The 22,109-nt window shown below is 47.7% G+C and carries 18 protein-coding genes, 1 pseudogene and 2 riboswitches; of the genes and pseudogenes, 14 read left to right on the top strand and 5 right to left on the bottom strand.

What is annotated here, in order from left to right:
• The first annotated feature begins 146 nt into the window (after positions 1-146).
• From RBB45_RS15805 to RBB45_RS15795, 3 genes are all read left to right on the top strand, one after another.
• On the top strand, positions 147-1,601 hold the full coding sequence (locus tag RBB45_RS15805) for a S41 family peptidase (RefSeq protein WP_306009911.1): 1,455 nt from the start codon (positions 147-149) through the stop codon (positions 1,599-1,601).
• 163 nt (positions 1,602-1,764) lie between these two features.
• Complete coding sequence (locus RBB45_RS15800) at positions 1,765-2,958, top strand: PDZ domain-containing protein (protein WP_224949641.1); 1,194 nt, start codon at positions 1,765-1,767, stop codon at positions 2,956-2,958.
• A 120-nt stretch (positions 2,959-3,078) separates the two neighbouring features.
• A complete protein-coding gene (locus RBB45_RS15795) occupies positions 3,079-4,062 on the top strand; it encodes a Gfo/Idh/MocA family protein (RefSeq protein ID WP_224949643.1) in 984 nt (327 codons plus the stop codon).
• A 19-nt stretch (positions 4,063-4,081) separates the two neighbouring features.
• On the opposite strand, the gene RBB45_RS15790 is transcribed toward RBB45_RS15795, so the two are convergent.
• A complete protein-coding gene (locus RBB45_RS15790) occupies positions 4,082-4,378 on the bottom strand; it encodes a hypothetical protein (protein WP_148974053.1) in 297 nt (98 codons plus the stop codon).
• A 196-nt stretch (positions 4,379-4,574) separates the two neighbouring features.
• Here RBB45_RS15790 and RBB45_RS15785 point away from each other — a divergent pair, with 196 nt between their 5' ends.
• The 4 genes from RBB45_RS15785 (at position 4,575) to RBB45_RS15770 (ending at position 8,397) form a co-directional block, all read left to right on the top strand.
• Complete coding sequence (locus RBB45_RS15785) at positions 4,575-6,857, top strand: bifunctional diguanylate cyclase/phosphodiesterase (protein ID WP_306009910.1); 2,283 nt, start codon at positions 4,575-4,577, stop codon at positions 6,855-6,857.
• A 22-nt stretch (positions 6,858-6,879) separates the two neighbouring features.
• Positions 6,880-7,341 carry a GNAT family N-acetyltransferase gene (locus RBB45_RS15780; protein ID WP_306009909.1) on the top strand — a complete coding sequence of 154 codons (462 nt, stop codon included), beginning with the start codon at positions 6,880-6,882 and terminating at the stop codon, positions 7,339-7,341.
• A gap of 87 nt (positions 7,342-7,428) precedes the next feature.
• The gene (locus RBB45_RS15775) at positions 7,429-8,202 is read left to right on the top strand and encodes a class I SAM-dependent methyltransferase (protein ID WP_306009908.1); all 774 of its coding nucleotides are present in this window, start codon (positions 7,429-7,431) and stop codon (positions 8,200-8,202) included.
• A 54-nt stretch (positions 8,203-8,256) separates the two neighbouring features.
• Entirely contained in the window at positions 8,257-8,397 is a 141-nt protein-coding gene (locus RBB45_RS15770) for a hypothetical protein (RefSeq protein ID WP_306009907.1), read from the top strand.
• Positions 8,398-8,458: 61 nt separating this feature from the next.
• Here RBB45_RS15770 and RBB45_RS26335 read toward each other — a convergent pair whose 3' ends face one another.
• The 3 genes and pseudogenes from RBB45_RS26335 to RBB45_RS15760 form a co-directional block, all read right to left on the bottom strand.
• Positions 8,459-8,977 carry a methyl-accepting chemotaxis protein gene (locus RBB45_RS26335; RefSeq protein ID WP_371931603.1) on the bottom strand — a complete coding sequence of 173 codons (519 nt, stop codon included), beginning with the start codon at positions 8,975-8,977 and terminating at the stop codon, positions 8,459-8,461.
• Between the two features lie 243 nt (positions 8,978-9,220).
• A pseudogene (locus RBB45_RS26330) lies at positions 9,221-9,775 on the bottom strand (protoglobin family protein); the annotation flags it as partial.
• Positions 9,776-9,926: 151 nt separating this feature from the next.
• Positions 9,927-11,354, bottom strand: coding sequence for a PAS domain-containing sensor histidine kinase (locus RBB45_RS15760; protein WP_022544390.1), 1,428 nt, complete (start codon positions 11,352-11,354; stop codon positions 9,927-9,929).
• Between the two features lie 322 nt (positions 11,355-11,676).
• A riboswitch (SAM riboswitch) is annotated at positions 11,677-11,776 on the top strand.
• Positions 11,777-11,903: 127 nt separating this feature from the next.
• Positions 11,904-12,006: riboswitch (SAM riboswitch) on the top strand.
• Between the two features lie 76 nt (positions 12,007-12,082).
• Between RBB45_RS15760 and RBB45_RS15755 the strand changes: the two genes are divergently transcribed.
• The 4 genes from RBB45_RS15755 to RBB45_RS15740 are packed head-to-tail and all read left to right on the top strand — an operon-like array spanning position 12,083 to position 15,855.
• Positions 12,083-13,114, top strand: a complete 1,032-nt coding sequence (locus tag RBB45_RS15755) for a methionine ABC transporter ATP-binding protein (RefSeq protein WP_224949649.1) — start codon at positions 12,083-12,085, stop codon at positions 13,112-13,114.
• Positions 13,104-13,754, top strand: coding sequence for a methionine ABC transporter permease (locus RBB45_RS15750; protein WP_009793027.1), 651 nt, complete (start codon positions 13,104-13,106; stop codon positions 13,752-13,754). The genes RBB45_RS15755 and RBB45_RS15750 overlap by 11 nt, the downstream gene beginning before the upstream one ends.
• 15 nt (positions 13,755-13,769) lie before the next feature.
• Entirely contained in the window at positions 13,770-14,600 is an 831-nt protein-coding gene (locus RBB45_RS15745; protein WP_009793028.1) for a MetQ/NlpA family ABC transporter substrate-binding protein, read from the top strand.
• 43 nt (positions 14,601-14,643) lie between these two features.
• Positions 14,644-15,855, top strand: coding sequence for a M20 family metallopeptidase (locus tag RBB45_RS15740; protein WP_306009906.1), 1,212 nt, complete (start codon positions 14,644-14,646; stop codon positions 15,853-15,855).
• 42 nt (positions 15,856-15,897) lie between these two features.
• On the opposite strand, the gene RBB45_RS15735 is transcribed toward RBB45_RS15740, so the two are convergent.
• Positions 15,898-16,176, bottom strand: a complete 279-nt coding sequence (locus tag RBB45_RS15735) for an alpha/beta-type small acid-soluble spore protein (RefSeq protein WP_022544389.1) — start codon at positions 16,174-16,176, stop codon at positions 15,898-15,900.
• 239 nt (positions 16,177-16,415) lie between these two features.
• Between RBB45_RS15735 and RBB45_RS15730 the strand changes: the two genes are divergently transcribed.
• The 3 genes from RBB45_RS15730 (at position 16,416) to uvrA (ending at position 22,016) form a co-directional block, all read left to right on the top strand.
• Complete coding sequence (locus RBB45_RS15730; RefSeq protein WP_009793031.1) at positions 16,416-16,649, top strand: CsbA family protein; 234 nt, start codon at positions 16,416-16,418, stop codon at positions 16,647-16,649.
• 500 nt (positions 16,650-17,149) lie between these two features.
• Positions 17,150-19,129 (top strand): excinuclease ABC subunit UvrB, encoded by a 1,980-nt coding sequence (gene uvrB, locus RBB45_RS15725; RefSeq protein ID WP_129613348.1) that lies wholly within the window; start codon positions 17,150-17,152, stop codon positions 19,127-19,129.
• A 7-nt stretch (positions 19,130-19,136) separates the two neighbouring features.
• Positions 19,137-22,016 (top strand): excinuclease ABC subunit UvrA, encoded by a 2,880-nt coding sequence (gene uvrA / locus RBB45_RS15720; protein WP_306009905.1) that lies wholly within the window; start codon positions 19,137-19,139, stop codon positions 22,014-22,016.
• Positions 22,017-22,109: the final 93 nt, after the last annotated feature.

The following is a 22,109-nucleotide window of genomic DNA, read 5'->3' as shown; positions in this document are numbered from 1 at the left end:
TTTTACCCTTTAGTGGGGGTGAATACCAATAAAAAGGGAAAGAATGCGATTTAAATCTAAGGGGAAAGTGGATTCCATCATAACCTGTCCCTATCTTTCATATAGTGAAGTATCAAGCTTAACAGGCTTATGAAAGGAAGATACCTATGAATCGAAGAGTGATCGCTTTTTTTATGGCCGGATCACTGCTGGCCGGATCGGGAGGAACGTATGCAGGGATGCAGTGGTTCTATCATTCGCAAAAAGAGGCCGGCCTTGAGCCTAAAGCCGGGCTGGAGGGCAAGGAAGATCCAGGCAGCGGAGCACCCGAGGAGCTCGGGAAGGTAGGCCAGGCGTATGAGCTGATCCTCGGAAGCTATGTAGAGAAGGTAGAGGGAGAGCAGCTGGCAGAAGGGGCCATCCAGGGGATGCTTTCAACATTGGATGATCCTTATTCGGTATATATGAACGAGGAAACGGCCAGGCAATTCAATGAAACACTGGAGTCATCGTTTGAAGGGATCGGAGCGGAAGTAAGCATGGTAGATGGCAAGGTGATCATTGTATCTCCATTTAAAGATTCTCCAGCAGAAAAAGCCGGCCTGAAGCCGAACGACCAGATCCTGAAGGTGGATGGCGAAAGCGTTGAAGGCCTTGATTTATATGAAGCCACCTTGAAAATCCGCGGTGAAAAAGGAACCAATGTTATGCTGGAAATACGGAGGCAGGGCCTTCAGGAGCCGCTTTCGGTAAAGGTGAAAAGAGATGAAATTCCGCAGATTACTGTCTATGCGGAAATGAAAGAAGAAAACGATAAAAGAATCGGACATATTGAAATTACGACTTTTTCAGAGGATACAGCAAAGGAATTCACCAGGGAGCTGAAAAAGCTTGAGAAAGAGGGACTGGATGGACTGATCATTGATGTGCGCGGCAATCCGGGGGGACTGCTGTCAAGCGTCGAGGAAATTCTGAAAGGTCTTGTTACTAAAGAAAAGCCGTATGTTCAGATTCAAAAAAGAAACGGAGATAAAACAAGATATTTCTCAGAGCTTGATAAAGAAAAAGGCTATCCGGTAGCCGTTCTGATTGATAAAGGCAGTGCATCTGCGTCTGAAATTCTTGCTGGAGCACTGGAGGAAGGGGCAGGCTATCCGCTCATCGGAGAAGCCACCTTTGGGAAAGGGACCGTCCAGCAGCCAGTCCCGATGGGAGATGGGAGCAATATTAAACTGACATTGTTCAAATGGCTCACTCCGGATGGAAATTGGATTCATAGGAAAGGGATCAAGCCGACGATTGAAGTCGTCCAGCCGGAGATCTTCCATACCCACCCGCTTAATATGGAAAAGCCGCTTATGCTGGATATGAATAATGAGCAGGTCAAAAATGCACAGATCATGCTTGATGGGCTCGGGCTGTCGCCAGGCCGGAAGGACGGCTATTTCAGTGAAGCGACCGAAACGGCGGTCAAAGCCTTCCAGCAGCATCAGGGACTGGAGGCAACAGGCAAGGTTGACAGCAAAACTGCTGCCGCGCTTGAGCAGGCTATCATCGCGGAAACCAAGAAAGAAGAAAATGATATTCAGCTGCAGGCCGCTATCCGCTATCTCAGCAGGTGACCGCAGAGCGGTGACAGGCACCTCCCGGTTTTTGTCGAATTTATTAAAGGGCAGCAGGCATCAGTAATATTCGCCATATCGAATATAACAGGTGCCTGCTGCCCTGTTTTTTTGATAGAATAGAAGTAATAGAAACTTTTATACTAGAGGTTGGTGGGAGGATTTGATTCAGGAGTGGCTTTTGGAGCTGGCAAAGGGTGCGGGAAAGCTTTTGCTGAATCCCGTGTTTTATTATCTGTTCTTTTTAGCGGCGCTGCTTGGGGTTTCCAGAGTGAAGCGAGAGCGCAAGAATTTTCATATCAGGGTGGAAAATGCCTACTTTGAGCTTCGTCAGCTGATCCCTGCTGGACTTGCAGCAGGTCTGGTTCTTTCCGTGATTACTCTGGGAACCGGCATGGTGATCCCGATAGAGCTTGTGTGGCTGACAGCTGCATTCACCATTCTTTGGAGTCTGACAGGAAAGGTACGGCTGCTTGCCCCGGCTTACACAGTGGGCGCAGCATTTTTCGCAAGCATTTATATCATTGACCGGGGCTTTAGTATCCCGCTTATTAAAGGGACAGGCAATTGGACGGCGGAGATGCTGTTCCCCGCAGGTGCATCTCTGCTCGCTCTTCTGATGATTGGTGAAGCTTACCTAATTCTGCGGAACGGCGGCCGGGCAACGTCTCCGAAGCTCATTAAAAGCAAGAGGGGACAGACCATCGGTGTCCATGAAACGAAAAGGCTTTGGCTGCTTCCGTTATTTTTGCTTATCCCTGGTGATGCAATCTCTGGGTTGTTTGGCTGGTGGCCGCTGTTTTCCATAGGAGACAGCTCTTATGCAATCATCTTAGTTCCATTTTCAGTTGGGTTCTCTCAGCAGGTTCAGGGCATGCTGCCGGATACGGCTGCCAAGCGGACAGGCAGAAGGCTGCTGGTCTTCTCTATCATCCTACTCCTGCTTTCGGCAGCAGGCTATTGGTACCCGCTGGCATCAATCGGGGTTGCTGCACTGGCTGTGATCGGAAGGGAATTCATCACATACCGCCAAAAGGTATATGACCGGAACCAGTCTTTCTTTTTCTCGAGAAGGAACGAGGGCCTTGTTGTTCTAGGAGTGAAGCCTGGCACGCCCGCAGAATCGATGGGCCTTAAAACTGGTGAACTGGTTTCAAAGGTGAATGGACTGAAGGTTCACGATGAAAATGATTTATACAATGCCCTTCAGCGCAACGGAGCCCACTGCAAATTGGAAGTATTCGACGTCAATGGACAGATCCGCTTTGTCCAGAAGGCATTATATGAAGGCGACCATCATGAGCTCGGCATTCTGTTTGTGCAGGATGAATGGAAGAAAGATGAGCGGGCCGTTTGATGGCCAAATCAAAAGCCGGCTGCAATTTTAACGCAGCCGGCTTTTTTGCATAGACTCCATTCTCCCTGCTGGTATACACTGGAATTAGTTTATCAAAAAAAGAAAAGGGGTGTCCTGCTCATGGTCAAATTCGGCGTCATCGGTACAAACTGGATCACGGAAAAATTAGTTCTTGCCGGGAAAGAGCTGGAGGATTTTCAGCTGGCAGCAGTCTATTCAAGAACACGGGATAAAGGCGAGAGGTTCGCAGAGAAATTTGGTGCAGAGCATATATTCACAGATTTAGAGGATATGGCCAAAAGCGAAGTGATTGATGCGGTGTATATTGCAAGCCCGAATTCGCTTCACAGCGGTCAGGCAGAGCTGTTTTTGCGAAATGGGAAGCATGTGCTTTGTGAAAAGCCGGCAGCTTCAAATACGGCTGAGCTGAAAAGGATGATCCAGACTGCTAAAGAACATCATGTGCTGTTCATGGAAGCGATGAAAACGACATTCTATCCGAACTTCCAGCAGATCAGGGAGCATTTGCCGAGAATCGGGAAGGTGAGGCAATATTTCGCCCACTATTGCCAGTATGACTCCAGGTACGAAGATTACAAGGCAGGAAGGCAGGCGAATGCCTTTGATCCGAAGCTGTCGAACGGCGCTTTAATGGATGTCGGCGTGTATGCGATCTTTCCGATGCTGGTTCTTTTCGGTAAGCCGAAAAGCCTCCAGGCAAGCGGATTTCTGCTGGAAACCGGATCAGATGCGTCCGGAAGCATTGTGTTTACCTATGAAAATATGGATGCGGCTGTCCTTTTTTCAAAAATCACCGATTCCTCCCTGCCGGCCGAAATACAGGGTGAAAAAGGCTCAATAAAAATAGACCGGATTTCCACAATGGATGTAGTGGAGCTGCAGCTGCGCAATCAGGAGCCTGAAATCATCTCTGTTGCCCAGAATAATAACAGCCTTTTCTATGAGCTCCAGGAATTTATCCGCCTCGTAAAGGCGGGGGAAACAGAATCAGATATTAACACTTTCCAGAACAGCTTGCTGGTCATGGAAATGCTGGATGAAGCCAGAAAACAGATGGGCGTCGTATACCCGGCAGACCTTTGAAAAAGTCACTGGCGCCAGGTTACCCGGTTTGGCGTTCTCGGCCCAAAATGGCTATTAAAATATATTGAATATAACAGAGTTCATTCTGCCTCTTCTTGCGCATAAGGTAAAGCTGGTTGATGAGTTCATTGAGCTGGACCTTGCTCAGCTTGTCTAGCATAAGGCTGATGGCGCGGCCTTTGCTGATTTTCACCTCAGATTGTTCTGATGTTCTGATGCACATGTCCCGAAAAGGCGTGATATACATGGAGAGCAAATCTTTAATCTCATTGGTCGTCAGCATGCCGTCATAAGGGATTCCAGAAGTTTCTTTCATGGTTATTCCGCCTTTCTATTAAAAAATGGGTTATTTATAATATACCCGATTATTTGTTAATAAAGAGATGGTTGGAAGAATCTGCTTAAAAGGATTCAATTATCATAGGCCTAATTTGCTAGCTTCTAAAATGATTCCGCAAAATGCCGATATATGCAGTAATCGGAAAATTTCATTTATGCGGGAGTTACTTAATATGATACTTATACTAAAAACTTTCATTGTAGCAGGAAGTGCGGTCGCTTTATTTCTCGGAGGCATTCTGCTAGTAATTGGACCTATGCTTTTGAAAGAGGCCAATGCAATGGATAAACGTTCTGTTTCAAAGGATCTAAATAGAATTGAATTCTATCTTGACTCTGATTTGGATGCTTTAAATCGAACGAACCTGGATTGGGCCGTTTGGGATGATAGCTATAACTTCCTTCAGGGGCAATACAGCGATTATCCCGAAATCAATTTAATGCCCGAAACCTATGAAAATAACTTTGTGAACTTTATTCTTTTCAAAGATCAATCGGGGAAGACTATCTATCAGGGAGGCTATGATTTAAACAGGAATGCTCCAATTCAGCTGTCATCTGCCTTTTCCGATCCTTTTGATGATATGAAGGCAGATAAGGGTTTCGTACAGACAGAGTTTGGCTTGGCCTTATTCTCCTTACAGCCAGTATACCGAAGCAACGGGAGCGGGCCTATGGCAGGCTTTTTAATCATGGGAAGGCTTTTGGACCAGGCTTATATAAGCAAGGTTGGAAAAGAGCTTTCCATGGCCCTGTCTTTCCGCAAGGTGGAGCAAATAAAGGGTATAGAGCCGAAAACAGAATCATTTAGTGATACAACAATCAGGGGGGCACATTATTTAAGAGACTATGGGGGAGCTAACCTCTATATGATCAGCCTTCTGCAGGAACGGGAATTCTATTTGCAGAGACTTGTGAGCCTGAAGCAGATTTTCTATTATATCCTGGCTTTTTCCGGTCTGCTGCTAGTGCTGGCACTTACCCTGCTGGACCGCTTCATCCTTTCAAGGGTGGCCAGGCTGTCAGAGGATTTAAGGGGAATACAGGAGAGGCGGGATACTGGCTTAAGGCTGCCCATCAGTTCAAAGCACAGGGATGAGATTACAAATTTGGAGCAGTCCATCAATAAGGTACTGGCCTCTCTTGAAGATAAGAACCGGGAAATCACGGATCTTGCTTATATAGACCAGCTGACCGGCCTTCCCAATCAGGCCTATCTGTTTGAGCATTACTTGACGGGCTTGAAAGGCATGAAAGCTGTATTCTTTTTTGATTTGGATGGATTTAAACGGATCAATGATACATTGGGCCACCAGGCAGGCGATATATTTCTAAAGGAAATTGCAGAAAAAGTAAAGGCGCTTGCAGACGAAATGAACGGCCTCTTTGCCAGGCTGGCAGGCGATGAATTTGCCCTGCTTGTCGGCACTAGCGAGAGGACGGAGCTGGAAGGAATCGCCAGGAGAATTCTGTCTCAGGTTGGGAAGGAGTATGAGACATTTCAGTACAAGGCATTTACAACAGCCAGTGTCGGTATTGCAGTGTCTCCGCTGGATGGAACTGCTCTGGACGCACTTCTGCAAAAGGCCGATATTGCGATGTATGAGGCTAAGAGCACAGGCAAGAACCAATATGTTTTCTATGAGGATATCTCATCGGACAGCTATTACAAAAATCTCCTGGAGCTGGAGCATGAGCTGAAATATGCGGTAGAACGGAATGAGCTTGAAATTTATTATCAGCCTATTATGGATAAAGCGGGGGAACATATCGTCTGTGTTGAAGCCCTTCTTCGCTGGAACCACCCTGCTAAGGGCCTGATTTCCCCCGATAAATTTATTCCGATCGCTGAAGAAACAGGTCTTATTAATAGGATGGGCTCCTGGGTACTGGAGGAGGCTGTTAAGCAGGTTGGTAAATGGCATATGGACGGCCTTGAAGAGCTTGGTTTGGCCATTAATCTATCCAAATCGCAAATGAAGGACGGCCGCTTTGTTGAAAAATTGGATGAGGTTCTTAAACAAAGCCAATTTACGCCTGGGCTGCTGCAAATCGAGATTACGGAAAGCGATGTGAGCGATTATAAAAAAGAGCTGCTGCCATTTGTCGAAGACCTCCGGAAAAGGAAGGTCAAAATAGCTCTTGATGATTTTGGGGTCGGTACTTCCTCGCTGATCTTCCTTAAAGATCTCCCGGTCGATACAATAAAGATCGATCGTAATTTTGTCAAAAAGGTTCCCTTCCAAGCCTTTGATACTGTACTGCTGACGGGAATCTACAAAATCCTTAATGAACTGGGGCTGGACTGTGTAACTGAAGGCATCGAAACAGAGGAACAGCTGAAATATATCAGGGAAAACAGTGACTCCAAGCTGCAGGGTTATTATTTCAGCAAGCCTCTACCGGCCCCTGAGCTGGAAAAGCAGCTGAATAAATTAACAGCTAGGCTGATTTGATAAATGAAAAGGAGGCGGGAAGATGGGGGCAGTAAGAGAAATTATACACCTGAATATCAAAGACTTTGAAACTGCAAAGGCAGTCTTAAGCATCCAGATCCCAGCCTATAAAATAGAAGCTGAGATTATAGGCTTTGATGCTATCCCGCAGCTGTTTGATACAGCTGAAAGCTTGATGGCCTCCCGTGAAAGTTTTGTTGGAATGTGCCTGGATGGCAGGCTGGCCGGCGTTCTTGCTTATGAAGAGGATGAAAATTGGGTGGTCATCAGCCGTTTGACCGTTCATCCATCGTTTTTCCGGAGAGGGATTGCAAAGAGTTTGCTTGCTCATTTAACCAGTGAATTTACCGGCAGAAAATGGAGGGTACTGACCGGGAAGGGGAATATGCCAGCCCTTCAATTGTATATAAGTTTCGGGTTTAAAGAAAAAGGTGAGCTGGAGCCTGAACCAGGCGTGCAGCTGACGGTCCTGGAAAAAGAATAAGCAAAACCTATCACATACGATCGGAATTTCAATATTTTTCCTTTCATCACCCTGCCTTATAATAAAACTAATAAGGAGGGGATTCCAATGCCAATCAATTTTCACGATAAAATGAATCAGGATGCCTATTCTTCCCGGAAAGCTGACTCAACTTGGATAAAAACGGTTGGGAAAGAGTTTGATTTAAGGGGAAAAAGTGTTCTCGACATTGGATGTGGAGGGGGAATCTACTCAAGAGCTCTGGCCGATATGGGAGCCTCACATGTGACAGGACTGGATTTCTCACGGGAGCTGCTTGAGGCGGCAGACCGGGCTTCAGATGGTTATCCGCAAATAGAATTTGTGCATGGAAATGCGTACGAAACCACTTTGGAGGGAGATGCTTATGATATGGTGCTTGAAAGGGCTGTCATCCATCATCTCGACCGGCTTCCGGACGCCTTTGCTGAATGCTTCCGGGTGCTGCGCCCAGGCGGATTCTGCCTGATTCAGGACCGGACACCGGAGGACTGCCTGCTTCCTGGCAGCAGGACACATATCAGAGGGTTCTTTTTTGAAAAATTCCCGGAGTTGGCGGAGAAAGAGATATCCCGGAGATATAGCAGTTCAGCTGTACAATCGGCGCTGGAGGAGGCAGGGTTCTCATCCGTCAAAGAGATTTCCTTATGGGAAGTAAGGAAGACGTACAGCGATATCAGCGGTTTGCGCCATGATCTCCTTGAAAGGACAGGGCGCTCCATCCTTCATGAGCTGAATGACAGCGAGCTGGCAGAGCTCGTGGAGCATATTGAAAGCAGGCTGACAGATGCAGGGAAAATTACGGAGCAGGATTGCTGGACCATCTGGCTCGCTGTGAAATGACAAAGTAAACGTATTGCTGTAAAATATATACAAATAAAGGCTGGGGGCGGTATTTTGAAATTCAGAATAAAGCGGAAGAAAGAAAAGAAAAAGAATAACAAGCTTGAAGCGATTGATGCTGCAATCGATCTGATAGAGCCGATATACCTTCTGTCCCGGTTTCTCATCCGTTCCCTATTTAAATTTGTGCAGTGAACAGAAAGCTATCAACATAAAAAAAGAGAAGCGGTGATGCCTATGCTTCTCTTTTGCATTTTTAAAAATTAGCCACTGTTAAGCTTAGTTCTTCAGCGGAATCGGATAATTTGGCAGCTGCACTGCTGATTTCGGAAAGAAGGCCGGTAAGAAGTTCGATGTCCTTTTCGATCTGGCGGCTTTTATCTTTGCTTTCTGTGCTTGCCGACAGGATTTCTTTGAAGACATTTCCTGTGTTTTCGATCTCTTTATTCCCGTTCACGACTATTCCATCAATGGTGCCAATCTGCGAAATCACCTCTGAAATCTGCCTGATTGTGCTGTTCAGCAGTGAGGTGATGTTAGAGGATGAGTCTTTTGTCTGTTCTGCCAGCTTTCTGACTTCATCGGCAACAACGGCAAATCCCTTTCCATGCTCGCCTGCCCTGGCCGCCTCAATGGCAGCATTAAGGGCGAGCAGATTGGTCTGGTCTGCAATGCTTGTAATCACGCCGGCAATCTCGCCGATCTGGTTCGAGGTTTTTTCCAGGCTGCTGATGGTGCTGGTAATTTCATTCACATTGCTTTTCAGCTCATGCATATTATCGACAACCCGATTCAGCTGGTCGCGGCCTTTGGATGAACGAGATTCCATTTCAGTCGAAGAAGCGGCGCCATCTTTTGCATTGCCGGATATCTGACGGGACTGATGCACAATCTGTTCTACAGAAGCGCCTGTCTGCTCTGACATGGCAGCCAAATTTTCAACGATTTCCCCGACATAGCTTTTCAGCTCGACCTTCGCTTGATTCTCCCTTTCGGCTGAGAATGCTTCCATCGTCTGCTGCATGATGGAAATGCATAGCTGGATTTCAAGATTGAAAATCTTCGCCATCGCAAAAGTCACGCGGCTTTGATCTTTCGATGACAGTTCCAGCTCCTGCAGGACAATTTCCAAGATGTTTTTCATAAGCAGCTGGTAAATGGACATATACCAGTGAATCTGCACCCCGATCTGCACATAAGCTTTTGCTGCTGTTCTGCGGCGTTCAACGAATTCGCCGTCAACTATGCCATTGAACAGACTGAGGATATACTGCTGGCTCATCTCTGTAGTCACGCCAATTTTCGAAATATCGGTTATTTTCCTGACATCCTCTTGTTCATAAGTGAGAAGTTTATTGTAAACGGCGCTGATATGCTTTTCGGCAATCGGGCGCACTGCCCGCAAAATAGCCAAATCTTCTTTTGTCAGGCCCATCACTTCAATCTGAAGCTTTAAATCCTGATCAAATTCAGTTTCCTGTACTGCATGTTCCAATTCTTTCTGAATCAGGCTTTCAAGGTCAAACGATTTCGGTTTTGCTGTTTTCGTAAAAAGCACTTGAAACACTCCCATTTTCTATATCTATTATCCTGCTTTATATCGGCAATATAGGGGAAGTTTTTACTATTGTTTAAACAGAAGTACAATTGTTTTCAAGAAGGTCTGCAGCGAGAAGCTGGAGCAGAATCAAAAAAGCCCCGGGCAGTAACGCCGGAGGCTTCAATCAGACCACAGGAATCAGTAGTTTCACGATGGTTCCTTCATTTTCTTTGCTTGTTATATATATATTCCCGCCGTGGCTCTTAATGATCCGGTTGCAGATCATGAGCCCCAGGCCTGTCCCCTTTTCCTTCGTGCTGTAGAACGGTTCACCGAGCTTCGGCAGCCTTTCCTCGGGAATGCCGATCCCTTCATCCTTCACGCTGATCATCGCAAAGCTGTTATCCTGCCTGACCTCAATGCTGATTTTTCCGCCATGGGGCATGGCTTCAATTGAATTCTTGATCACATTGATAAGCACCTGCTTGATTTTATCGATTTCACAGCGGACGCTGATTTCAGATAGAGAGTATTTTACATCTATCATGATGTTATAGATAAGCGCCTGTGTGTTTAAAAGGGTGACGACGCTCTTGACTATATTCACCAGATTGGTTTCCTGAGCCTCTGTCACAACAGGCTTGGCGAGGACAAGGAGGTCATTGACGATTTCTTCAATCCGTTCGAGCTCGGAAAGGATTACATCTGCATATTTTTCTGTTTTACGCTCTGTAAGAAGCTGGGTAAAGCCTTTGATGGCGGTAAGGGGATTTCTGATTTCATGGGCGATTCCTGCTGCAAGCTGCCCGACGACAGAGAGCTTTTCAGCATTATGAAGCTTTTCTTCGGTCTTTTTCTGGCCTGTGACGTCTTTGATGATGATCTGGAAAAGCTTCCGGTTCTTAAAAACGGTGGGGATCAGCTGGATAGCGGCCTTCCGGGTGTTCCCGTCACTCCTGATGATATTCAATTCAAAAGAGACAGTCTGGTTCGCCTGGTAAAAATCCTTCAGATAGCCATGATCAGAAGGTGATACATAGTCATACAAAGAAGCGCCTATAATTTCCTTGCTTGAAGTAAAGCCGAACACCTTCTTGCCTTCATCATTCATGTAGGTCCATATGCCTTTCTCGGTTGTCATGCCAATGGTATCCCTGCTGTATTCGACAAGGAAACGGTACTTTTCCTGGGTTTCCATGTTTTCTTCTTCCATATTGACGCGCTCGGTCATATCTCTTGATATGCACATGGCTTCCTGGCCGTCGCCGAGTGTGCTGATGCTGGTCTCCAGCCAGATATAATCGCCTTCCTTGCGGCGGAACCGGAATGAAATGCGTGAGCTGCTGCCCGGGGATAGCCCGCGGAATTCTTTTTTGAGGATTTCTTTATCTTGGGGGTGGCAGTAGGCCAGAATGCAGTCCTTGTACAGTTCCTCTTGTGAATAGCCCAAAAGGGTGCTGCAGGATGGGGAAACATATAAAAAGATGCCTTCTTTTGTATGCCTTGAAATCAGGTCTGCCGAATGCTTCAGAGCCAGTTCGAGATTCTTTGCTTCAACTTTGTCCACAAATAATTCAGATTGATAGTCTCTGTTTGTTGCAATCAAAACCATTCTCCCTCCCGGAATGCAGTTCAATTTGCTCTTTTCCACTATTATACAATAGACAAGCGGGCATAAATATAGGAGTAAACTCCCTCTTCTTGTGTGAAGTCTGGGGAGAATGTTGATAAGGGGAGGAAAAATGTGGAAAACCTCCTTTATCCACAGCAGATGGAGTTTTATTTTTTCAAAACTCCCCAAAATTAAGTAAGGGTTTTCAAAAATTGTGGATAAGAATTTTTATCCGAAAAATTTTAAAAAGGGTTTGACAGAACTTTGAAACGCGTGTAAAGTAAAAAACAATTAATCAAGCAAATAAACTTAATACGATAGCTTCTTATCCAGAGAGGTAGAGGGACTGGCCCTATGACACCTCGGCAGCGGACTGATGAACCGTGCCAATTCCAGCAGGCAGATTGCCTGAAAGATAAGAAGAGGACGAACGCCTATTATTCTGCCCTCTTCTTTTTGAAGAGGGCTTTCTTGTTTTCCGGAATAAAAGTGCGTGATGCTGCATAGCTATTGTGTTAAAACCAATTAATTTTATAGGAAAACCATAATTTCTTATCCAGAGAGGCAGAGGGACTGGCCCAATGAAGCCTCGGCAGCGGACTCTTATGAGTACTGTGCCAATTCCAGCAGGTGTGAGCCTGGGAGATAAGAAGAGCGGATGCTGATGATACATGCCCTCTTCTGTTCTCAGAAGAGGGTTTTTTATTTGATATGGAGGGTGAAGCAAAATGATAGAATTTCAGGATCTCAGAAAGGTGTATGAAAGCGGCGGGCAGCAGGTTGCCGCGCTCAACGGGATTGATCTAGCAATAGAAAGAGGAGAAATTTTTGGTGTCATCGGCTTTAGCGGAGCGGGAAAAAGCTCGCTGATCCGCTGTGTGAATCTGCTCGAAAGGCCGACCTCGGGCAAGGTGATCGTCGATGGCCATGATCTAACCTCGCTTTCGCCCAAAGAGGTGAGGGAAGTTAAACGGAATATCGGCATGGTGTTCCAGCATTTCAATCTGCTCAACTCAAAAACGGTGTTCGCCAATGTAGCCATGCCGCTCACACTGGCAAAGCTGCCGAAAGAGCAGATCCGCAAACGGGTCGCTGAACTGCTTGAGTTTGTCGGCCTTGCCGATAAAGCGGATAAATATCCGGATCAGCTTTCAGGCGGCCAGAAGCAAAGGGTCGGGATTGCCAGGGCGCTTGCGACACAGCCATCGATTCTTCTGTGCGATGAAGCGACATCGGCCCTTGATCCACAGACGACGAGCAGCATCCTTCAGCTTTTGAAAAAAATTAATGCAGAATACAACATCACCATCCTGATCATTACCCATGAAATGACGGTCATCAGGGAAATCTGCGACAGGGTGGCAGTGATCGAGGCAGGAAAAATCATTGAAGAAGGGTCAGTGTTCAATGTATTCTCGGCGCCGAAAACACAGACGGCCCAGAACTTTGTCAGCTCTGTCATGAATGATTCAATCCCTGATTCTGTAAAGCAGCTTGTAGAGAAAAACGATGGAAAGGAAAGGATCTTCCGGATCAATTTCGTCGGCGAGTCAGCCGGGCAGCCGCTGCTTTCCAGACTTGCCAAGAAGTTCGATATTGATATCAACGTGCTGTTCGGGAATATAACCGAGCTTCAGGGAATCCCTTTTGGAAACCTTGTTGTCGAGTTCCAGGGAACCGACCAGGAAGTGCAGCGCGCGCTTATGTATATTCATCAGGAAAAAGTCTCAATCAAGGAAGTGAAAGCACATGCTAGTTGATCACACGCAAATCATAGAAGCACTCATCGAAACCATTCAAATGGTGGCTTTCTCGCTTCTTTTCTCAACCATCCTCGGATTGCCGCTGGGCATCCTGCTGGTTATTACGAGAAAAGGCCATCTGCTGGAGAATCTGCCCGTTTTTAACGTGCTGAATGGGATCATCAACATATTCCGCTCTGTTCCATTCATCATCCTGATGGTCGCAATCATCCCGGTGACGCGCCTTTTAGTAGGCACCTCAATCGGAACGGCGGCTGCTGTCGTACCGCTAGTATTCTATGCCGGCCCATATATTGCAAGGTTAATCGAGAACTCACTCCTCGAGGTTGATCCCGGTGTCCTCGAGGCGGCGGAAGCGATGGGAGCGACTCCGGCACAGATCATCTTTAAGTTTCTCGTACCGGAAGCACTCAGCTCACTTGTCCTGGCACTGACCATTGCAACCGTCGGACTTGTCGGAGCATCCGCCATGGCAGGGGCTGTCGGCGGCGGAGGGCTTGGCGATTTGGCCATTACCTATGGCTATCAGCGCTTTGATACAACGGTCATGCTCATAACAGTCGCTATCCTGGTCATTATGGTCCAGGGGCTGCAAAGCTTCGGCAATATTTTATCCAAAAAAATCAGAAGACGATAACAGGAGGAATCATCCATGAAAAAACTACTATTAACGGCAATCATCCTCGCACTGGCGGTTTTCAGTGCAGCCTGCTCATCATCAACAAGCGGCAAGGAAAAAGAAAAAGAAGTGAAAATCGGGGTCAGCGGGTCAGACAACCGCATTTGGGACTTTGTAGCCAAGAAGGCTGAAAAAGAAGGAATCAAAGTGGAAATCGTCCGCTTCTCTGATTATGTCCAGCCAAACATCGCCCTTGCAGAGGGAGAGCTTGATGCCAATGCCTTCCAGACCATTTCTTATTTCAACGCTTTTAAAAAGGAGCATGATCTGGATCTTTCACCAATCGCGACAACCGTTATTGCACCAATGGGGATCTACTCTGAAAAATATAAAGATGTAAAAGATATCCCGGAAGGCGGAAAGATTGCCGTGCCGAACGAAGCAACCAATATGGGAAGATCATTCCTGCTTCTGCAGGAAGCCGGCCTGATCACGCTGCCTGAAGACTTTGACGGAAATGGCAGCATCGACAAAATCGTCGACAACCCGAAAAACCTGGAAATCGTCCCTGTAGTAGCGGGCCAGACACCACGCGTCCTGCCGGATGTAGCTGCCTCCATCATCAATAATGGAATCGCTGTTGATGCTGGCTTCAACCCTGTAGAAGACTCTATCTTCCATGAAAGTGCAACAGCAACTCCATATATCAACATCATTGCCGCCAGAACAGAAGACAAAGACAATGAGACACTGAAGCGCCTCGGCGAACTGTATCAGGAAGATGATGTAGCTGAATTCATTGAAAAAGAATACAAAGGCAGCACAATCCCGACATTCGTTCCGCTTAGTGAAATCGGAGAATAATAACCGGTGCCTGGCACCGCTATAACCCAAGGAGGAGATCATTATGTCAGCACCTGCTAAATCTGTAACCGAGCTGAAGGAAAGAATCAATCAAAGTGTAGAAGCTGGAAGGGAGCTTTACCTTTCAACAAGCCACCAGATTCATGACAAACCGGAAATCGGCAACCAGGAATTTTTCGCATCCGGGCTGCTCTCAGGAATTCTTGAAGAAGAGGGCTTTGAGGTTGAGCGTGCTGTTGCCGGCCATGAAACAGCCTTTGCTGCAAGGAAAAAATCCTCCCAACCGGGACCGTCCATCGCTTTCCTTGCCGAATATGACGCACTGCCGGGAATCGGCCATGCCTGCGGCCATAATATCATCGGCACAACAAGCACAGCGGCAGCGATTGCTTTAAGCAAGGTGATTGAAGAAACAGGCGGAGAGGTCGTCGTATTCGGAACACCCGCCGAAGAAGGCGGACCTAACGGCAGTGCAAAGGGCAGCTTCGTGAAGCACGGCCTGACAGAGGGAATTGATGCGGCGCTTATGATCCATCCTTCAAGCAGGACGGCATTAACAAGCTCCTCCCTGGCGGTGGATCCGCTGGACTTTGAGTATATCGGCAAGCCTGCCCATGCTGCGGCTTCACCGCACGAAGGAATTAATGCACTTGATGCGGTCATCCAGCTCTTCAACGGCATCAATGCCCTGCGCCAGCAGCTGAAAGATGATGTGCGGATCCACGGCATCATCACCCATGGAGGAGACGCACCAAATATCATTCCGGAATATGCCAAAGCGCGTTTCTTCATCCGGGCAGCGACAAGAACCTATCTAAATGAAGTTACAGCAAAAGTGAAGAAGGTGGCAGAAGCTGCCGCCCTTGCAACAGGCGCTGAATTGAATGTAATTGCATTCCAGAATGAAGTCGATAATCTCCTATTAAATAGAGCGTATGATGAAGCGTTCCGTGAAGTCATCGAGGAACTGGGGGAAGAGGTCGATCTGTCAGGAAGGGAAGGAATCGGTTCAACAGATGCAGGCAACATCAGCCAGCAGGTACCGACGATCCACCCTTATATCAAGATCGGCAGCGATGATCTTGTTGCCCATACTGTACCTTTCCGTGAAGCTGCACGGTCGGAAAAAGGCGATGAAGCCCTGCTCACAGGTGCAAAGGCGCTGGCACAAACCGCATTCCGGCTTATCACGGAGCCTGAACTGCTTGCTTCCATTAAAGAAGAGTTCGCTAGGAACAAAGAAGCGCAAAAATAAAGGATGGAGCTGCCTATATGGCGGCTCCATTTTTCCATTATACTATTGCTTTTTGTTGAGGCTTTCCTGGGCCAGCCGGATTAATTCCTTCACCATGCTGCCGCCGATCGGGCCGCCGACTTTGCCGGCCTCGCGCGATGTCAGCCTGCCGTTATATCCATGCTGAAGCGGAACATCCTTTTCCCTGGCCACCTCATATTTTACTTCCTCCGGCGCATCCGGTCCGACCTTATAGCCCTGGTTAGCCATAACACGTGCCTTCAATGTGTCGAGGGCTTCACGGGATTCTGGAACTAGGGGGCGCCTCCTTCTTCTGGACAATATGCAAACCTCCTTTCCGTTCATTATGGATAATATTTTGCAAACAGCCTTTTTCTAAGCGAAGCCCGTCCATATCATCAGCTGCAAACAGAAATCGATGAATGGACAACAATGCCCTAAGCAAAAAAATATAGCGGCATATTTTTGAAATTGCTTGTATCATATAGTTTGAACCGCTATTCTAATGTTATACTTGTCCGCAATTCATAGTGAATCTATCATAAAGAAGGTGTGAAAAAGTGGCGCTAAAGTATCTTTCAGCCCTGCTGCTGCCCGGACTGCTTGTCATGTTCTTTACGAGGGTGACGTATAATCATGTAATCGGGCTCATTCTGACAGTAGCCCTGATTGCCGCCTCCGTCTACAAGGGCTATACAGACAGCTGGGGGCTTATTGTTGTTGATGCCTTTTCTTTGACTGCCGGTTTCTGGTATGCGCAGATCATGAAACAAAGAGCAAAGAAGCGAGCTTGATTTTATAATGATTCTCAAAAACCTGCCTGGTTTTAATCGGGCAGGTTATTTTATTTGGCAAGCAAGTCTTTCAGCTGTCATCTCCATCCATATTTCCTGCCGACATATTTCGCGGGAAATATTCCAGCTTTAAAGGGCCGGTCCACCATTTAATCAAACGTTTGATTAACCTTTATTCGGCAGGAATCGAGCCGTTCCTGGCAGGAGCCTTTTTACTCATCACATGCTATTTCATGAAAAACGAATATCCGTTCGCATATTCCTGGTTTCTTTCATGTGCTTTGTGGTAGAATGAGGATATGAGTTTTTCAGCTTCGTACAAGGCTTCAGACCTTTTTCTTCTATAATATAACTTCAGCAGGAATCATCACGTGCATTCAGGACCGCTTAACCATTAAAAGAACAGGGGCAACAGAAGCAAGGTTCTTGCTTACTGGTATGCCTGCCTGCAAATATAGATAAAATGTTAAAATCAACTTCTTGAACAGGAGGCTTTTTTTGTGAAGGACCAATTTGAATTAGTCTCAAAATATTCGCCGCAGGGCGATCAGCCAGAGGCCATCAGCAGGATTGTCGAGGGCATCCGCTCCGGCAAGCGGCACCAGACCCTGCTGGGTGCAACTGGTACTGGTAAGACGTTTACCATTTCCAATGTGATTAAAGAGGTTAACAAGCCTACATTGGTCATAGCCCATAACAAAACCCTGGCAGGCCAGCTTTACAGTGAGTTCAAGGACTTTTTCCCGAACAATGCTGTAGAGTATTTTGTCAGTTATTATGATTACTACCAGCCTGAGGCATACGTGCCCCAGACAGATACATTCATCGAAAAAGATGCAAGCATTAATGATGAGATTGACAAGCTGCGCCACTCAGCAACTTCTTCGCTTTTTGAACGGAAGGACGTTATCATCATCGCCAGTGTTTCCTGCATATACGGCCTCGGTTCACCTGAGGAATACAAGGAGCTTGTTCTCTCTTTGAGGACAGGAATGGAAATTGAGCGGAACCAGCTTCTGCGCCGCCTTGTTGATATCCAGTATGAGCGGAACGATATTGATTTCCGGAGGGGGACCTTCAGAGTCCGCGGCGATGTGGTGGAAATCTTCCCGGCTTCACGGGATGAGCATTGCATGCGGGTCGAATTCTTCGGTGATGAGATTGACCGGATCCGGGAGGTGGATGCACTGACCGGAGAAATCATGGGCGAGCGCGAACATGTTGCCATCTTCCCGGCCTCCCACTTCGTAACACGCGAGGAAAAGATGAAAATTGCGATCGGGAATATCGAAAAGGAATTGGAAGAGCGCCTGGGGGAAATGCGTGAAAACGGCAAGCTTCTTGAGGCTCAGCGCTTGGAGCAGAGAACGCGCTATGACCTGGAGATGATGAGGGAAATGGGCTTTTGCTCAGGGATCGAGAACTATTCGCGCCATCTGACTCTCCGTCCGGCCGGATCAACGCCGTATACGCTGCTTGATTATTTCCCTGACGATTTCCTGATGGTCGTCGATGAATCACATGTAACGATCCCTCAGGTCAGGGGGATGTTCAACGGGGACCAGGCCAGGAAGTCAGTCCTTGTGGATCATGGATTCAGGCTGCCATCCGCGATGGATAACAGGCCGCTCACCTTCCCGGAATTCGAAAAGCATATCAATCAGATTGTATATGTTTCCGCAACCCCGGGTCCATATGAAATAGAGCATACGCCGGAAATGGTCCAGCAGATCATCCGGCCGACAGGGCTGCTTGATCCGACGATCGAGGTGCGCCCGATCGAAGGCCAGATTGATGACCTGATTGGCGAAATCAATGATCGGGTAAAGAAGAATGAGAGGGTCCTCATTACGACCTTGACGAAAAAAATGTCAGAGGACTTGACCGACTATCTGAAGGAAATCGGCATAAAGGTGCAATATCTCCATTCAGAGGTCAAGACGCTTGAGCGGATTGAGATCATCCGTGAGCTTCGCCTTGGAAAATATGATGTACTGATCGGGATCAATCTCCTGAGGGAGGGGCTCGACATACCAGAGGTTTCCCTTGTCAGCATACTTGATGCAGATAAAGAGGGCTTCCTCCGTTCAGAGAGGTCCCTCATCCAGACAATCGGGCGCGCGGCCCGGAATGCTTCCGGCCATGTCATCATGTACGCAGACAAGATCACCAATTCAATGGAGCTGGCGATCAGCGAGACGAAAAGGCGCCGGGAAATCCAGGAAGCTTATAATGAGGAGCACGGCATCACACCGCAGACGATCCAGAAGGAAATCCGCGATGTGATCCGCGCCACCCACGCTGCCGAGGAGCAGGCCGACTATGCTGCACCAGCCAAACCGGCAAAAATGACGAAGAAAGAACGCGACAAACTGATCGCAAATATGGAAAAAGAAATGAAGGAAGCTGCCAAGGCGCTCAATTTCGAGCGGGCGGCCGAGCTTCGTGATCTATTATTAGAGCTGAAAGCGGAAGGATGACGAACTGATGGCAATGGAAAAACTGATTGTAAAAGGCGCCAGGGCCCATAACCTGAAGGATATTGATGTCACCATCCCGAGGGATAAGCTTGTGGTGCTGACGGGGCTTTCCGGATCCGGGAAGTCATCCTTGGCCTTTGATACGATATATGCAGAGGGGCAGCGCCGCTATGTGGAATCTCTTTCCGCCTACGCGCGCCAGTTCCTCGGCCAGATGGATAAGCCTGATGTCGATGCCATAGAAGGGCTGTCGCCGGCAATCTCCATCGACCAGAAAACAACAAGCAGGAACCCAAGATCGACTGTCGGCACCGTGACGGAAATCTATGATTATCTGAGGCTGCTGTTCGCCAGGGTCGGCCGTCCGACATGCCCGATTCATAATGTGGAGATATCCTCCCAGACAATCGAACAGATGGTCGACAGGATCATGGAATATCCGGAAAGAACGAAGATGCAGGTCCTCGCTCCGGTCGTTGAGGGCAGGAAGGGGACCCACGTCAAGGTTCTTGAGGATGTGAAAAAGCAAGGCTATGTCCGTGTCAGAGTCAACGGCGAAATGCATGACCTGGGCGAAGACATCACATTGGAAAAAAATAAGAAACACAGCATACAAGTGGTCATTGACCGCGTGGTCGTAAAAGAGGGCGTAGCAGCAAGGCTGGCTGACTCCCTTGAAACGGCGCTTAAGCTCGGTGAAGGCAAAGTCATCATTGATGTAATCGGAGAGGAAGAGCTCCTCTTCAGCGAAAACCATGCCTGCCCGCACTGCGGCTTCTCAATCGGCGAGCTTGAACCGAGGATGTTCTCCTTCAACAGCCCATTCGGCGCCTGCCCATCCTGCGATGGTCTTGGCAGCAAGCTTGAAGTGGATGTTGACCTTGTCATCCCAAACCGCGGACTATCTTTAAGACAGCATGCCATCGCACCATGGGAGCCGACAAGCTCCCAGTATTATCCGCAGCTGCTTGAGGCAGTCAGCAGCCATTTGGGGATTGACATGGATATGCCTGTAGAGGATATACCGAAGCATTTGCTTGACAAGCTTCTTTACGGAGCAAAAGGGGAAAAAATCTATTTCCGCTATGAAAACGACTTTGGCCAGGTAAGAGAAAACTTTATTGAGTTTGAGGGCGTGATCCGCAATGTGGAAAGGCGCTTCAAGGAAACAAGCTCTGACTATATCCGCGAACAGATGGAAAAGTATATGGCCCAGCACCCTTGCCCGGCCTGTAAAGGAAACCGCCTGAAACAGGAAAGTCTTGCTGTCCTGATTGCAGGGGAGCATATTGGAAAGATTACATCATTGTCCATTGAAGAGGCAGAAGACTTTTTTGAACATGTGATTCTCTCTGAGAAAGAAAGGCAGATTGCCAACCTGATTCTTAGGGAGATAAAAGAAAGGCTCGGATTCCTGATCAATGTGGGACTGGACTATCTGACACTAAGCCGGGCAGCAGGCACGCTTTCAGGAGGGGAAGCTCAGCGCATTCGTCTTGCCACTCAGATCGGCTCCCGCCTGACCGGTGTCCTGTATATCCTGGACGAGCCGTCAATCGGCCTTCACCAGCGCGACAATGACAGGCTGATCGATACGCTCAAGAATATGCGTGATATCGGGAATACGCTCATAGTTGTTGAACATGATGAGGATACGATGATTGCAGCCGACTACCTTATCGATGTCGGCCCGGGAGCCGGCGTCCACGGCGGCCAGATTGTTTCCCAGGGGACACCGGCAGAGGTAATGGATGATCCGAATTCCTTGACCGGCCAGTATTTGTCAGGGAAGAAGTTTATCCCGCTGCCGCTTGAACGGAGAACAAGCGATGGGCGCTTCATTGAAATCAAGGGTGCACAGGAAAACAACCTGAAAAACGTAAATGCCAAATTCCCGCTTGGCACGTTTACTGCCGTCACTGGTGTATCAGGATCAGGAAAAAGTACGCTGATCAATGAAATACTTCATAAAACCCTGGCGCAAAAGCTCCATAAAGCCAAAACAAAGCCAGGCGAGCATAAAGATGTCAAAGGAATTGAGCATCTTGATAAGGTCATTGACATCGACCAGTCGCCGATTGGACGTACACCGCGTTCCAATCCGGCCACCTATACCGGTGTCTTTGATGATATCCGCGATGTTTTCGCCTCTACGAATGAAGCAAAGGTCCGCGGATATAAGAAGGGACGCTTCAGCTTTAACGTTAAAGGAGGAAGATGCGAGGCATGCCGGGGAGACGGAATCATTAAGATTGAGATGCATTTCCTTCCTGATGTGTATGTCCCATGCGAGGTCTGCCACGGGAAACGCTATAACCGCGAAACTCTTGAAGTTAAGTATAAAGGGAAAAATATATCAGATATCCTTGATATGACAGTCGAGGATGCACTTGAATTCTTTGAAAATATTCCAAAAATCAGCCGAAAGCTCCAGACAATCTATGATGTTGGCCTGGGCTATATCACGCTCGGCCAGCCGGCAACCACATTATCCGGAGGGGAGGCTCAGCGTGTAAAGCTGGCTTCAGAGCTGCACCGCAGGTCAACCGGCCGCTCTTTCTATATACTGGATGAACCGACGACCGGACTTCATGTCGATGATATCTCCAGGCTGCTCACTGTATTGCAGCGGCTTGTTGAAAACGGGGATACAGTCCTGGTCATCGAGCATAATCTCGATGTCATCAAGGCTGCCGACTATATTGTCGATCTTGGGCCAGAAGGCGGCGATAAAGGCGGAACCATCATTGCCCAGGGCACCCCGGAAAAAGTGGCTGAAGCAGAAGGCTCTTATACCGGCAAATATCTAAAGCCTATCCTGGACAGAGACCGCATTCGCATGCAGAAGCTGGTCAAAGAAAGAGAAACAAGCGTATCAAAAGCATAAACCCAAAAGCGAGTTCCGCATTTACTGCGGGCTCGCTTTTTTAGGATGATGGAATTCCTGCTGAATATTGCCAGATTGCCTGCCGCTGAATCG

The organism is Bacillus sp. MMSF_3328 (assembly GCF_030733525.1).
Lineage (GTDB): Bacteria > Bacillota > Bacilli > Bacillales > Cytobacillaceae > Bacillus_AB > Bacillus_AB infantis.
The sequence above is the reverse complement of the archived record's forward strand: the minus strand, read 5'-3'. Positions and strand labels throughout refer to the sequence as shown.

Bases quoted from the DNA above. Each gene is read 5' to 3' on its own strand.
- RBB45_RS15805 (WP_306009911.1), top strand. From the start codon at position 147: ATGAATCGAAGAGTGATCGCTTTTTTTATGGCCGGATCACTGCTGGCC.
- RBB45_RS15795 (WP_224949643.1), top strand. From the start codon at position 3,079: ATGGTCAAATTCGGCGTCATCGGTACAAACTGGATCACGGAAAAATTA.
- RBB45_RS15790 (WP_148974053.1), bottom strand. From the start codon at position 4,378: ATGAAAGAAACTTCTGGAATCCCTTATGACGGCATGCTGACGACCAAT.
- RBB45_RS15785 (WP_306009910.1), top strand. From the start codon at position 4,575: ATGATACTTATACTAAAAACTTTCATTGTAGCAGGAAGTGCGGTCGCT.
- RBB45_RS15780 (WP_306009909.1), top strand. From the start codon at position 6,880: ATGGGGGCAGTAAGAGAAATTATACACCTGAATATCAAAGACTTTGAA.
- RBB45_RS15775 (WP_306009908.1), top strand. From the start codon at position 7,429: ATGCCAATCAATTTTCACGATAAAATGAATCAGGATGCCTATTCTTCC.
- RBB45_RS26335 (WP_371931603.1), bottom strand. From the start codon at position 8,977: ATGCATGAGCTGAAAAGCAATGTGAATGAAATTACCAGCACCATCAGC.
- RBB45_RS15760 (WP_022544390.1), bottom strand. From the start codon at position 11,354: ATGGTTTTGATTGCAACAAACAGAGACTATCAATCTGAATTATTTGTG.
- RBB45_RS15755 (WP_224949649.1), top strand. From the start codon at position 12,083: ATGATAGAATTTCAGGATCTCAGAAAGGTGTATGAAAGCGGCGGGCAG.
- RBB45_RS15750 (WP_009793027.1), top strand. From the start codon at position 13,104: ATGCTAGTTGATCACACGCAAATCATAGAAGCACTCATCGAAACCATT.
- RBB45_RS15745 (WP_009793028.1), top strand. From the start codon at position 13,770: ATGAAAAAACTACTATTAACGGCAATCATCCTCGCACTGGCGGTTTTC.
- RBB45_RS15740 (WP_306009906.1), top strand. From the start codon at position 14,644: ATGTCAGCACCTGCTAAATCTGTAACCGAGCTGAAGGAAAGAATCAAT.
- uvrA (WP_306009905.1), top strand. From the start codon at position 19,137: ATGGCAATGGAAAAACTGATTGTAAAAGGCGCCAGGGCCCATAACCTG.